Below are 12790 nucleotides of genomic sequence, written 5' to 3'. Positions count from 1 at the left end.
GGGTGAGCGCGGTGGCGCGGGTGACGGTTGGTGCGTCGGCGCGGGTGGCGCGGACGGGGGGCGCTACAGGAAGTCGGGCAGGCTGTAGCGGAAGGTGTTCGTGCGGTGCCAGTGGTGGTTGCCGTCGATCCAGGCGGCCACCCCGCGCAGGAAGCGCAGGACGGTCGGGGACGGGCACGCGGCGGCGAGGGCGGCGGACTCCGCCTCGAAGGCGTGCATCAGCTCGTTGTGGACGTCGATCGCCTTGAGGTACGCGTCCCGTTCGGACAGTCCCTCGCGTTCCGCGATCACCACGGGCAGGTTCAGGTGCAGGCCGGGACTTCTCAGCTCCTTGGTGTAGGAGTACAGGTCGTTGACGATCGTCGTGGCGTTGCCGCCGAGGGCGATGATCCGCTGCATGGCGGGGCGGGCGTGCAGGTCGGCGGGGAGTTCGTACCCGCCGACGGTGTCGGTGATCGTGGGGCAGGGGCGGAAGTTGTTGAACTGGCGCATCGCCAGGTACTCCCAGACCTCGGGCACGTGCTCCGCCTGCGCCCAGGCGGCCTCCGCGAGGTAGCCGAGGTGGAGGCGGCCCATGTCGTGCCGGTAGCGGTCGGCCTGCGAGGGGCTGGCGTGCCGCAGGAAGTACGCCATCGCGGAGCGGTACGCGCGACGCGGCGCGTCCGACTCCAACGACTCGTGCCAGGGCGGCTCGTACTCCGCCGTGGTGTGCAGCGCGTCGAGCGCCGTGTGCGCCAGCAGCAGCCTGCTGCCGAGGCCGACGGGCGAACCGCCGTGGTCCTCGCAGTAGCAGTCGTCGACCGCGTTCTCCGCGACCATCAGCCGCGTCGCCACCATCAGGTGGTCCACGGTGGGCGCGTCGGGGTGGCACGCGACCATGTACGAGGCGACGGAGAAGCCGTCGAACTGGTCCTCCCACTCCGGCGGGACGGCCCGCACCTCGTCGACCGCCCACTCCCTGATCCGGCGGCCGACCTCCGCCACCCGCGCGGGGTCCGGCTCCGGCACGGGGTGGTGGTAGAGCCCCGGGACGGCCTCCCCCTCGGCGGACGACGCGGGCTCCTCCGCCGGGACCGGCCTGCCGGGGTGCAGCCCGGCCGTGCCGAGGCCGCTGGGCCCGCGCAGGAGGCGTGCCAGTACGGCGCCCGGCTGCCGCACCGCGGCGGAGTCCGCCACCTCGTGCGCGGCGGCCGATCCGCCGCCGCACGCCCCGGCGTCGCCCTCCCCGACGGCCACGGGCCCGCCCACGGGGACGGCGGGAACGGGCCGCGCGGGCGGCACGGGGACGGCGGGCGGGCCGGGCAGCGGAGAAGGCCCCGGATCGAACATCCATGGCTCCTAGGTGAGTTGGGCGGGCCGCCCCCGGTCGCGGGCGTACGGGCACACCGGACGACCGAGGGGATGATGCGGGCGAATCACGGGAATCCGTGCACTGCCTTCGCCACACTACGACCGGCGTACGCGCCCCAGCCCGTTCGAGCGCCGGAGTTACCTCGATGCGGTGTTCTTGTACGTCACAGGGTTTATCCGAGGAACGAATGACGTACTGTCCCGGTCCCGCCGTTCACCCGAACCGTCCCCGAACTGCCCTTTTCCGGGCGCCCGTTCGCTACGGCCGGGCCGTGAGCGGGCGGAGGGAGCGGCCGCACTCCCCCGCGCGCAGCCCGTCGTTGACGACCGCGATGAGCGGTTCGAGCGCGGGTCCGTCACCTCGGCCCATGCAGGCGGCCATCAGCGACTGCACGTCGGCGAGCGCGACGTCGGCCCGTACGGCGCCCGCCTTCTGGGCACCCTCCAGCAGGCTGTCCGTACGGTCGGACAGCACGTCGAGGGCCATCCGTTCGTGCTGGGCCCCCGGGTCCCCGGCGGTCGCGGCGAGCTGTTCGGCCAGTCCGCGGTGGGCGGCCCCGGCGCGTACCACCACGGCGACGAACCGGAAGAAGGCCGCGCCCGGTTCCTCGCGCTGCGCCAGGAGGTCGGCCTCGGCGGCCAGTTCCTCGATCCGCGCGCGCAGGACCGCCGCGTACAGGTCCTCCTTGGCGGGGAAGTGGCGGCTCACGGTGCCGGTGCCGACGCCCGCCCGGCGGGCGATCTCGTGCACGGGCACGGACAGCCCCTCGGTCGCGAACGCCTCGGCCGCCACCGCCAGTACGTGGCCCCGGTTGCGTCGCGCGTCGGCGCGCAGGGGCGGGCGGTTCGTCACGGGGCCTCCTGGGGACGGCGACAGCACGGCATCGACATCCGGGCTGCCCGGCGGGGAGGCCCGGCAAACGGGACGGCCGTCCCGACTGTGCCCGCCCCCGTACCCCACCCGACCTGCGCGAGTTCGCGCCCGCGCCGCCGGGGCCCGCCCGTACGGCCCCCTCGGCGCCGGGGCGAGGCGCCGCGCGTCAGTCCGCGCCGAGCAGGTCCGCGAGCGCGGCGCGCACCGCGCCGAGCGCCTCGGGGACGCCGGGGAGCCGCAGCGGCGGCCCCGCCTCCCCCGCCGGGCCCGGGTACGCGGCGGCGGGCGTACGCGCGGCCAGCACCTCCGTGGACACCCGTACCCGCAGGCCCCTCGGGTCGTCGCCGAAGCGGTGCCCGCCGACGGCGTACGGGCCCCACCTGCGGACGAGTTCGGCCTCCAGCGCCGCCGCGTCCCCGACCCCGTGGGCCGCGAGCCGCGCGCGCGACTGCTCCAGGTCCGCGTACAAGTGGCGGCCCACGCGCGGTGGGCGGCACAGCGCCCCCGCCTCCGTGAACGCGTCGTGCAGGGCGGCGGCGAACGCCCCGTGCCGCAGCGCCCCGGCCGCCCGCCGCTCCCGTACCCGCGGGGGTTCGGCCAGCGCCTCGGCCGCCGACTCGGCGTCCGGGCCGTGCGGGTCGGCGTGGAGGGCGGCCAGGATCTCGCGTACGCGCGCGCCGAGCGCCCGCCCCCGCGCGCTGTCCGGGAGGCGCGCGACGCCCGCGCCCGCGCCGGGCGGCAGCGGTAAGGCGTCCAGCCCGGCCAGGACGACGACGGAGTCCGCGTGGCCGTCCCCGACCATCTCGGCGGGGCTGACGACGACGGTGCCGTGCCGGTCGTGGACGGTGTCCCGCCACGTCTCGTCGCTGACGACGAGGAGCCCCTCGCCGACGGCCGCCTCGCACACCTCGTGCAGCAGCTCGGGCGGGACGGTGGTGCCGGTGGGGTCGTCGGCGACGGAGACGACGAGGAGGCGCGGGTCGCCACCGGCGGCGCGGGCCCGCCGTACGGTCTCCAGCAGCGCGAACGGGTCGGGCACCCCGCCGCACTCGGCGGGCACCGGCACGTGGTGCACCGGCCGCCCCAGCGACCGCGCCGGCGGCGCGTGCCAGGAGGCGGCGGGGCGGGGCAGCAGCACGGCGCCGGGGGTGGCGGAGGTGGCGGGGCCGGTCGCGGCGAGGAGCGCGAGCAGCAGGAGCGGGGCGCCGGGCGCGGTGACGACCTGGCCGGGCGTGGTGGGGAGGCCGCGGCGGCGCCAGTAGCCGCACGCGGCCGTCGTCACGTCGGTGTGCCGCATCGGAACCCGCCTCCGCCGTGCCGCGGTCGTCCGCGCGCGGCTGCGCGCGTCACGCGCCACTGTGGCACGGATGTCCGGTACGCGGGGGTACGCGACGCGGCGGGCGCACCGTACGCACTCGCCCTCCGTACGCACCGCCCGCCGCCCGTTTCCGCCCGCCCTCCGGGCCGAACGGCCCCTCCGCGCGCGCGGAGGGGCCGTTCGGCCGCCGGGGGCGCCCCCACGGCGTCCCCGGCGGCCGTACGCGGCGGCCGTCACGTTCCCGCGCCGCGGCGGGCTCAGTGGTCGTGGCCGCCGCCACCGCCGGAGTCGTGGCCGCCACCGCCGCCCGGCACGTTGCCGTCCTCGTCCGTCACCACGAAGAGACCGGCCATGCCCATGTCGGCGTGGCTCTGGACGTGGCAGTGGTACATCCACTCCCCCGGCCCGACGTGCTCGCCCGCGACGACCTGGAAGCCGAACGAGTCACCGGGCCCGCAGATCTTGTTGTCGACGACGGCGCTCGGGTCGTCGGGGCCGGTCAGCAGGCCCGTACGGTTGTCCGCCCAGCGGTGACCGTGCACGTGGAACGTGTGGTAGAACTCGCCGTGCGTGATCACCAGGAACTCGCACCGTTCACCCTGCTTGGCCGTGAAGTTGGGCGTGTCGTCACCCGGCTTGCCGGTCCGGTTGTTGATCGTCATGTCGTTGAAGACGCAGGTGAACTGACGGTCCGGTACGGGGTCGCCCTTGCGCCGTACGATCAGCCCGCCGTAGAGGCCCTTCTGCACGCCGCCGGTGCCGTGGTGGGTGCCCACGGCGTGGTCGTGGTAGTGCCAGTAGCCCGCGCTGCCGGGCATGTACGTGCCGTCCGCGCGCTTGCCGGGGGCGTGCGACTTCCAGGTGTAGAGCCGCTTCTTGCCGGGGGCGACCACGCTGTCGGTCATGTGCGTGCCGTCGCTGTCGATCTCGTAGTCCACGCCGTGGACGTGCAGACTCGCGTCCACGTCCAGGGTGTTGACGACCTCGATGTGCAGGGTGTCGCCCTCGTACATCTCCAACAGCGGGCCGGGGACGCTGGCTTCGCCGGGCTTGAGGCCGTATCCGAGCTGCCCGTCGGGCAGTTCCTCGATGTACATCGTGATGAGCCGGGTCTCCCCGGCGGCCATCGGCCGCGCCGCCGAGGCGGGCCGGACCGTACTCGCTTCGGCGGTGTTGGCCGTGGCCAGTCCGGCCGGCGTGAGCGCGGCCAGCGCCGCGCCACCGGTGAACGCCCGCCGGGAGAAGCGTGATCGCGCCATGCGGATACCTTCCTCGGTCATCTCACGAGCTGCGGCCGCCGGTTCGCGACCGACTCCGCCGACTTCCATGACGTTTCGGCCAGTCATGCTAGGAAGCGCTCGATAGTTTGACCACCCTCTGGACAAAGTTCCGTTGATTTCGGTCATAGCCATTGGCGTCCCGGCAAAAGTCGTTTAGCTTCCTGGGGCGTTGCAAGTCACCTACGAGAGGTGTGCGAACTATGCGGCGCCGAGCACACGTTCTGGCACTGGCCGCCACCATCACCGCGTCGCTGCTGGCGGGGGCACCCGCCAACGCGCGCACCGATAACGATGTCGGCGGCAGTTCCGAACAGAGACCGGAGCACAGCTCCGAACAACGATCCGAGCCCAGGCAGCAGCCTCCCGGCTCCGAGGAGGCACGCGTCCTCGTCTTCCACGGCGCGGACGCGCCGGAGGACGTCACCGGCGCGGCCGTCACGGCGATCGGGGAGATCGGCCGCGAGGGACCCGCCGAGCGGCGCTTCACCACCGAAGTGACCGACGATCCGGGGACGTTCACGACCAAGAAGCTCAAGAAGTTCAACGCCGTGGTGTTCCTCTCCGCGGACGGCGACCTCCTCAGCGACGCCCAGGAGGAGGCGTTCACCGGCTACATCGCCTCCGGTGGCGGCTTCGTCGGCCTGCACGACGCGGCCCGCGTCGAGCCCGGCAGCGACTGGTTCACCGGTCTGATCGGCGGCCGACCCGCCGAGGGCGGCCCGACCGGACCGCAGAAGGCGACCGTCGAGGTCGGCGACCGGGTCCACCCCGCGACGCGGAACCTGCCGCTGGAGTGGGCGCGCAACGACACCTGGTTCAACTGGAAGCGGAACCCGAGCGGCAAGGTGCACACCGTCGCCCGCGTACGGGAGAGCACGTACGACCCGGGCGAGGGCGCCAACGGCTGGGACCACCCCGTCTCCTGGTGCCGCGACTACGAGGGCGGCCGGTCGTTCTACACCGGCATGGGCGGCACCGCGGCGAGCTTCCGCGAGTCCAACTTCCGCCAGCACCTCGGCGGCGCCCTCCAGTGGACGACGCGGCTGGCGCGCGCCGACTGCAAGGCCACCATCACCGCCAACTACAAGGCGACCCGGGTCACCGAGCCCAACCAGCCGGACCAGCTCGACCAGATCGGCGAGCCGCACGGCCTGGCGGTCGCGGACGACGGCCGGGTCGTCTCCATCGGGCGCGGCGGCGGCATGGCGTCGTCCCCCGTGGTCACCGACTGGAACGACCCGAAGATGGGCCTCGGCTTCGGCACCCTGCACGTCTGGGACCCGAAGACGGGCGAGGTCACGAAGGCGGGCACGCTCGACGTCTTCGGCAACAAGGGCGGCGGCGACGAGCTGATCAAGAACGAGGAGGGCCTGCTCGGCATCGCGCTCGACCCGGACTTCCTCAGCAACGGTCTGCTCTACCTGCACTGGACCCCGCACGCGAAGATCGACCGTACGGCGCACATGGCCGAACGCCGCGTCTCGCGCTTCAAGATGAACCTGACGACGAACAAGCTCGACACCGCCTCCGAGAAGGTGCTGCTGAGCTGGCCGGTGCAGATCCACAGCTGCTGCCACGCGGGCGGCGGCATGGCCTGGGACTCGAAGGGCAACCTCTACATCGCCACCGGCGACAACAACTCCTCGCAGTTCAGCGACGGTTACTCGGGCAACAACCCCGAGCCCGACTTCGGCGGCGTCTCCTTCGCCGACGCGCGCCGCACCGCGGGCAACACCAACAACCTCAACGGCAAGATCCTCCGCATCCACCCGGAGACCGACGGCACGTACACGGTCCCCGCGGGCAACCTCTTCACCGGCAAGGAGGAGGGCGGCGGCAAGACCCGCGCCGAGATCTACGTGATGGGCGTCCGCAACCCGGCGCGCATCAGCGTCGACCCGGAGACGGACTGGCTGTACGCGGGCTGGGTCGGCCCCGACGCGGGCGAGCCCAGCACCACGTGGGGACCGGCGAAGTACGACACGTTCGCCGTGATCACCTCGGCGGGCAACCAGGGCTGGCCGTACTGCATGGGCAACCGGCAGCCGTACCGCGACCGGAACCTGCCCGACCCGACCAAGCCGCTGGACTGGTACGACTGCGGCGACCTCAGGAACGACTCGCCCAACAACGACGGCCTGGTGAAGCTGCCGCCGGCCCGCGACAACAACGTCTGGTACTCGCCGCAGGGCGGCGCCCCGGACTTCCCGCGGAACGCCGACGGCGTGCCCAGCTACAAGCTGGACGAGCAGCAACTGCGGCTGCCGTGGCTCAAGGGCGGCGGCCAGGCGGCGATGACCGGCCCGGTCTACCGCTTCGACGAGGCCAGCAACAGCAAGGTCAAGTGGCCGTCGTACTGGGACGGCAAGTGGTTCATCGGCGACTTCTACGACGGTGACCAGCCGCGCAACGCCCTCCTCATGGACCCGTCCAACGCGGGCGGCGGCGGACTGCCGGTGCACGCCGAGAGCCTGGACAGCATCGTCCCGGCGGGCGACGGCGGCATCCGCAACCTGATGGACTGGAAGTTCGGCGCCGACGGCGTCCTCTACGTCCAGGACTACGGCCGCGGGTTCTTCACCGCGGACGGCGAATCCGCGCTCTGGCGCGTCACGTACGAGGGAGGGCCGCCGACACCGCTGGCCTCGGAGACCCTCGGCAGGCAGCACTCCGCGGGAGGCGGCAAGCGATGACAGGAAGACGACCCGGAAGCACTCCGCGGCGCGGACGGCCACCCCGTTCCGTACGCCGGACCCTGGCGGCCATGATGACGCTCGTCCTGGCCACCCTGACCCTCACCCTGGGCCCGTCCGCGCAGGCGCAGCAGCCGCCCGGCGGGGAGAAGCAGGCCGCCGCGCAGGTGCTCACCTGGACGGCGGGCGACAGCATCACCGAGTACGCGTCGGCGCCCACCACGGCGGTGGCGGGCGAGGCGACGCTCGTCTTCGAGAACAGCGCGGCGACGGGCAACACGACCGCCATGCCGCACACGTTGACGTTCACGACGGGCGACCCGGACTACAACTCCGACGTCCAGGTCAACATCCTCGCCAACCCGAACGACGCCAACAACGGGCGCCACGAGGTGTCCGTGACCCTCTCCCCCGGCACGTACCACTTCTACTGCGCGCTCCCCGGCCACAGCGCCATGCAGGGCGAGCTGGTGGTCACCGGCGACGGCGGCGAGGACACCACGGCGCCGGTGCCGACGGCGGACGTGAACGGGCGGCAGGACAGCTCGGGCGCGTACCTGGGCAGCGCGACCGTCTCGCTGGCCGCCACGGACGACTCGTCGGGCGTGGAGAGCGTCGAGTACGCCCTGGACGACGGGGAGTTCGCCGCGTACACCGCGCCGGTCGTGGTGGACGCGCTCGGTGAGCACACCGTGCGGTACCGCGCCACCGACAAGGCCGGGAACGTGTCGGAGGAGAAGTCCGTGTCGTTCACGGTCGCCGAGCCGCCGACGGGTGACACGACGCCGCCGGAGGTGACCTCGAAGGTCGACGGCGAGCAGACTCCGGACGGCGAGTACGTCACCATGGCGACGGTCACGCTGACCGCGACGGACGACGCGTCGGGGGTGGCCTCCGTCGAGTACGCGGTGAACGGCGGCGAGTTCACGGCGTACACCGAGCCGTTCATGGTGCACGCGGTGGGCGAGCACACCGTCGACTACCGCGCGACGGACAACTCGGGCAACTCCTCCGAGGTCGCCTCCGTCACCTTCACCGTCGTCGAGAAGCCGACCGAGCCGGACCCCGTCTGCCCCGAACGGGACGGGCGCCCGCTGGTCGTCGTCGGTGACGAGCAGGCCGGTGTGCCCAACCGGGTGACCCCCAACGGCTGCCTGGTCAACGAACTGATCGAGGACGAGGGGAAGTGGGGCAGCAAGCAGGCGTTCCGGCACCACGTCTCGGCGGTCACCGACCGTCTCGTCACCGACGACGTGATCGACAAGGAGGAGCGGGCGGCCATCCGCGACGCGGCCAAGCGCTCCGACGTCGGCGCCAAGGGCTCCGCGCCGTACGAGAAGGTCTACGACGGGACGGAGAAGTCGTTCGCCCGCTGGGAGCACGTCGGCGGCGGCGGCTTCGACCGGAAGTCCAACGGTGTCCTCACCAGCAGCCGGGAGAAGGAGGGCATGGGGATGCTGATGTTCCCGGAGAAGAAGTTCGGCGACTTCTCCCTGCGCCTCCAGTTCCGTGACGACGCGTCGGGCGACACCCGCGCCAACACCGGTGTCTTCGTGCGTTTCCCGGACGTGCACGACCACCCGGACGAGTCGCGCCCGGAGTGGGTGGCGATCAAGTACGGGCACGAGATGCAGATCTACGACGGGAAGGGCGGCGACCAGTACAAGACCGGTTCCGCGTACGGCTTCGACCTCGTCGGCTACGGTGACTCGATGGCCATGCCGAAGGGGCTGTGGAACGACTACGAAGTGCGGGTCGAAGGACAGCACTACTCGGTGTTCCGCAACGGTCGGCTGATCAACGAGTTCGACAACGCGGCGGGCCAGCTGTTCTCCCCGCCCCGCGACGACGACCCGGGTACGGACGGGCGGCAGCACAAGACCGGCTACATCGGGCTCCAGGCGCACAGCGCGTCGGACACCGTCTCGTACCGGGACGTGCGGATCAGGCCGCTGTGAGCACGGGGGTCACCGGCGCGCGGGCGACCGCGTACCGGTGACCCGCGGTGACCGCTCCCGGCGAGGCCGGGGGCGGTCGCTGTGCGTCGGGGGCGAAACGGCGGCCGTCACCCGTCGTGGCCGGTGAGGACGGCGAGGCCGTCCGTACGGGCCAGCGCCGCCAGCTCGTCCTGCGCGCGGCGGGCCCGTACGGCGGCCTCGGGGTCGCCCTCGGGCAGGCCGCTCGCGAGGAACTCGTCCTCGTCCAGCCGCAGCACCCGCCTACCGTCCGCGGACACCCACAGGTCCAGTTCCAGATCGGTGATCTCCAGCGCCCCGTCCGTGACCCGGGCGGGGCGCGTCATGTCGCAGTACCAGCCCTTCAGCACGCCTCCGGCGTCGCGCACCTCCTTCACCGCGTACCAGCGGTCACGCCAGTAGTGCTCGGTGAACACGTCGCCGCGCTCGAAGCGCGTGAACCCGAGGTCCCGCACGGGCGGGCCCGCCCACGGGGCGCGTACGACGGCGTGCGTCCCGTCGTCGCGTACGGCCGTCGCGGGGTAACGGACGTCGTGCCGCCCGGGTTTGCGGAGGGTGACCGTGACGGGGGCGCCCTCGGCGAGCACGGCGGGGGTGGTGGGGGCGGTGCGGTCGGGGGTACGGGCGGGGTCGGCTGCGTCCATGGGGCCAGCCTCGGTGACGGGGCGCGGGCGGCGCACCCGTATTTCGTACGGCCCGCTCGCGTACGCCCCGCACGGCGCCCGTGGGCCGCTCCCCGTACGCCCTCCCCGCGCCCCTCCGTGTCGGACACGCGTCACCGGGTACGCGTCCGGGGCGAGATGCCGTCAGCGAGGAGGCAGCGATGCGGCTCGGGTTCCTCAGCCCGCTCTTCGACCGGCCGGGCCCGTGGGCCTCGGTCTACCTCGGCGCCCCCGCCGCCCCGGACCCCGGACACTCCCGCCACCGCGCGCGCGTGGACGACGTCTGCGCCCGCCTGCTGCGGCAGGGCGCCGATCCGGCCACCTGCCGCGCGGTGCACCACGCGCTCGCCGACGGCGTGGCCGTGGCCGCGACGGCCGCCGGGGAGACCGTTCCCGGCGCGGACGGGAACGCGGAGGGCAGCGCCGACGGGAGCCCGGACGCCGACGCGGAGGGGAGCGCCCCCGCGCCGACGGGCCTCGCGCTGTTCGCCGCGCACGGCGAGGTGGTGCTGGTACGGGCACTGGCCGCGCCGCCGCCCGGCGACGACCCGGACGCCCCCGCGCGCGCCCACTGGGAGGCGCTGCCGCGCACCGGCCCGCTGCTGGAGCTGCTGGCGCACCACCCGCGGGGCGTACGGGCACGGCAGCACGCCGCGACCCTGATGGACCGCTTCCTGGCCGGGCGGCTGCCCACGGACAACGGGCACGTGTGGTCCGCCGACAACGTGCACTCCCTCGTCGACGCCGCGCGCGAGGGCCGTATCGACGCGCTCCTGATACGCCCCGGCGGCGCGGACGTCCACCGCGAGGTGTGGGTCGGGGAGAGCCCGGACCAGCTCGCGATCGACCCCGGGGACGCCGAACACCTCGGCGGCCCGCACCCGTTCAGCGCCCGCGCCTCCGACGCGCTGCTGCGCGCGGCCGCGGCGACGGGCGCCGACACCGTCTGCGTGCACCCCGGGGAGGTGGCCCCCGGGACCCCCGCCGGACTGCCGCCCGGCGGTCTGGGCGCGCTGCTGCGCTGGCCGTACGGGGGTACGCCCGCGACGACGGGCGCGCGGGGCGCGGCGGGGTGGGCCGGGGAGGACCGCGGCGACGGGCTGCGGGCGCCCGCGGGCAGGCCCTGACGCGGACCCCGCGCCCTCTCCACCGGGCGTTCACGCCATGCCGCTGACCTCGTGCGCGTCATCAACTACCCTGCCAGCATGGAGATTCTGGGGACCTCGCTGCGGGTGTGCGTCGATGATCTGGACGCCGCGATTCCGGTGTACGAGAAGCTCACGGACGCGGAGGCGGCGCGGTTCCGGAGCGGGCCGGTGTCGGTGGCGGCGGTCGGCCCCTTCTTCCTGATGAGCGGACCGCAGGAGCACCTCGACATCCTGCGGAAGATCACCGCCACGCTCGCGGTCCGGGACGTGGACGACGCGGTGACCGACCTGCGGACGGTGGGCGCCGAGATCATCGCGGGCCCGCAGCCGTCCCCCGCCGGTCGCACGCTGATCGCCCGCCACCCCGACGGGTCGGTCTTCGAGTACGTGGACCGGCAGGCCACGGGCGGCTGACCCGCGCGGGCCGCACCGCCCGTGACCCGTACCGTCCGTGGCCCGTAAGGCCCGTAAGGCCCGTACGGCCCGCCGGGGTCCGCTCGACGCCCGGGTCTGTTCGACGCCCGGGTCTGTTCGACGTCCGTTCAGCCCACGTCGAGGACGATCTTGCCCCGGGTGCGGCCCTCCCTGCTCAGCCGCCACGCGTCGGCCGCCTCCGCGAGCGGCAGCGCGCGGTCGACGTGCACGGTCAGCTTCCCCGCGTCGGCCAGGTCCGCGAGCGCCGCGAGGTCCGCCGGGTCGGGCCGTACCCACACCAGGTGGCCGCCGAGGGCCTTCACGTCGGGGCCCACGACGGACGCGACGCGTTCCGGCCGCCGCAGGAGCCCCTGCGACACCGCGACCGCGTCGCCGCCGACGAAGTCCAGCGCGGCGTCGATCCCGTCGGGCGCCAGGGCCCGTACGCGGTCCGCGAGGCCGTCGCCGTACACGACGGGTTCGGCGCCGAGGGAGCGCAGGAAGTCGTGGTTGCGCTCGCTGGCCGTCCCCACGACCCGCGCGCCGCGCGCGACGGCGATCTGCACGGCCAGCGAACCGACCCCGCCCGCCGCCGCGTGCACCAGCACGGTGTCGCCGTCGCCCACGCCGACGCGGTCCAGCGCCTGGTACGCGGTGAGCCCGGCGAGCGGCAGCCCGGCGGCCTGCCGCCAGTCGAGCGCGGACGGCTTGCGGGCGAGGGTCCGTACGGGCGCGGCGACCAGTTCGGCGTAAGTGCCGTGCTGCACGTCGTCCCGGCGCACATAGCCGATCACCTCGTCGCCCACGGCGAACTCCGTGGCGTCCAGGCCCACTTCGGCGACGACGCCCGCCACGTCCCAGCCGGGTACGAGCGGGAAGTGCGTGTCGAAGAGGGCGTCGAGCGCGCCGTCCGCGATCTTCCAGTCGACGGGGTTCACGCCCGCCGCCCGCACCCGGACGAGGACCTGGTCGGGGGCCACCTTGGGGTCGGGGCGGTCGGTGAGCCGGAGGCCGTCGGGGCCTTCGTAGCCTTCTGTCACGATTGCTTTCATACGGGCGGCAACGGGCCGCCGCG

At 73.8% G+C, this 12790-nt stretch carries 10 protein-coding genes; 4 read left to right on the top strand and 6 right to left on the bottom strand.

All coding sequences use genetic code 11. From position 1 onward, the window contains the following. Nucleotides 1-63: 63 nt before the first annotated feature. From D7M15_RS25305 to D7M15_RS25290, 4 genes are all read right to left on the bottom strand, one after another. Nucleotides 64-1329: a family 2 encapsulin nanocompartment cargo protein terpene cyclase gene (locus tag D7M15_RS25305; protein WP_121519609.1), complete on the bottom strand. Its 1266-nt coding sequence runs from the start codon at nucleotides 1327-1329 to the stop codon at nucleotides 64-66. 280 nt (nucleotides 1330-1609) lie between these two features. Next, the gene (locus D7M15_RS25300; RefSeq protein WP_121519608.1) at nucleotides 1610-2203 is read right to left on the bottom strand and encodes a TetR/AcrR family transcriptional regulator; all 594 of its coding nucleotides are present in this window, start codon (nucleotides 2201-2203) and stop codon (nucleotides 1610-1612) included. A 187-nt stretch (nucleotides 2204-2390) separates the two neighbouring features. Beyond that, on the bottom strand, nucleotides 2391-3581 hold the full coding sequence (locus tag D7M15_RS25295; protein WP_276314474.1) for an aminotransferase class I/II-fold pyridoxal phosphate-dependent enzyme: 1191 nt from the start codon (nucleotides 3579-3581) through the stop codon (nucleotides 2391-2393). 218 nt (nucleotides 3582-3799) lie between these two features. After that, entirely contained in the window at nucleotides 3800-4801 is a 1002-nt protein-coding gene (locus tag D7M15_RS25290) for a multicopper oxidase domain-containing protein (RefSeq protein WP_121519606.1), read from the bottom strand. Nucleotides 4802-5022: 221 nt separating this feature from the next. On the opposite strand from D7M15_RS25290, the gene D7M15_RS25285 reads away from it, so the two are divergent. Further along, nucleotides 5023-7515, top strand: coding sequence for a ThuA domain-containing protein (locus tag D7M15_RS25285; RefSeq protein WP_121519605.1), 2493 nt, complete (start codon nucleotides 5023-5025; stop codon nucleotides 7513-7515). A 71-nt stretch (nucleotides 7516-7586) separates the two neighbouring features. After that, on the top strand, nucleotides 7587-9473 hold the full coding sequence (locus tag D7M15_RS25280; RefSeq protein ID WP_121519604.1) for a family 16 glycoside hydrolase: 1887 nt from the start codon (nucleotides 7587-7589) through the stop codon (nucleotides 9471-9473). A gap of 107 nt (nucleotides 9474-9580) precedes the next feature. On the opposite strand, the gene D7M15_RS25275 is transcribed toward D7M15_RS25280, so the two are convergent. Beyond that, the gene (locus D7M15_RS25275) at nucleotides 9581-10135 is read right to left on the bottom strand and encodes a DUF402 domain-containing protein (protein WP_121521371.1); all 555 of its coding nucleotides are present in this window, start codon (nucleotides 10133-10135) and stop codon (nucleotides 9581-9583) included. Between the two features lie 179 nt (nucleotides 10136-10314). On the opposite strand from D7M15_RS25275, the gene D7M15_RS25270 reads away from it, so the two are divergent. Both D7M15_RS25270 and D7M15_RS25265 read left to right on the top strand, forming a co-directional pair. Next, a complete protein-coding gene (locus D7M15_RS25270; RefSeq protein ID WP_206337419.1) occupies nucleotides 10315-11280 on the top strand; it encodes a hypothetical protein in 966 nt (321 codons plus the stop codon). 78 nt (nucleotides 11281-11358) lie between these two features. Then, the gene (locus tag D7M15_RS25265) at nucleotides 11359-11715 is read left to right on the top strand and encodes a VOC family protein (RefSeq protein ID WP_121519603.1); all 357 of its coding nucleotides are present in this window, start codon (nucleotides 11359-11361) and stop codon (nucleotides 11713-11715) included. Between the two features lie 128 nt (nucleotides 11716-11843). On the opposite strand, the gene D7M15_RS25260 is transcribed toward D7M15_RS25265, so the two are convergent. Then, nucleotides 11844-12767 carry an NADP-dependent oxidoreductase gene (locus D7M15_RS25260; protein WP_121519602.1) on the bottom strand — a complete coding sequence of 308 codons (924 nt, stop codon included), beginning with the start codon at nucleotides 12765-12767 and terminating at the stop codon, nucleotides 11844-11846. Nucleotides 12768-12790 lie beyond the last annotated feature (23 nt).

The organism is Streptomyces sp. Z26, assembly GCF_003665095.1.
Lineage (GTDB): Bacteria > Actinomycetota > Actinomycetes > Streptomycetales > Streptomycetaceae > Streptomyces > Streptomyces phytohabitans.
Note: the sequence above shows the minus strand (reverse complement) of the source record. Positions and strands in the feature narration are given on the sequence as shown.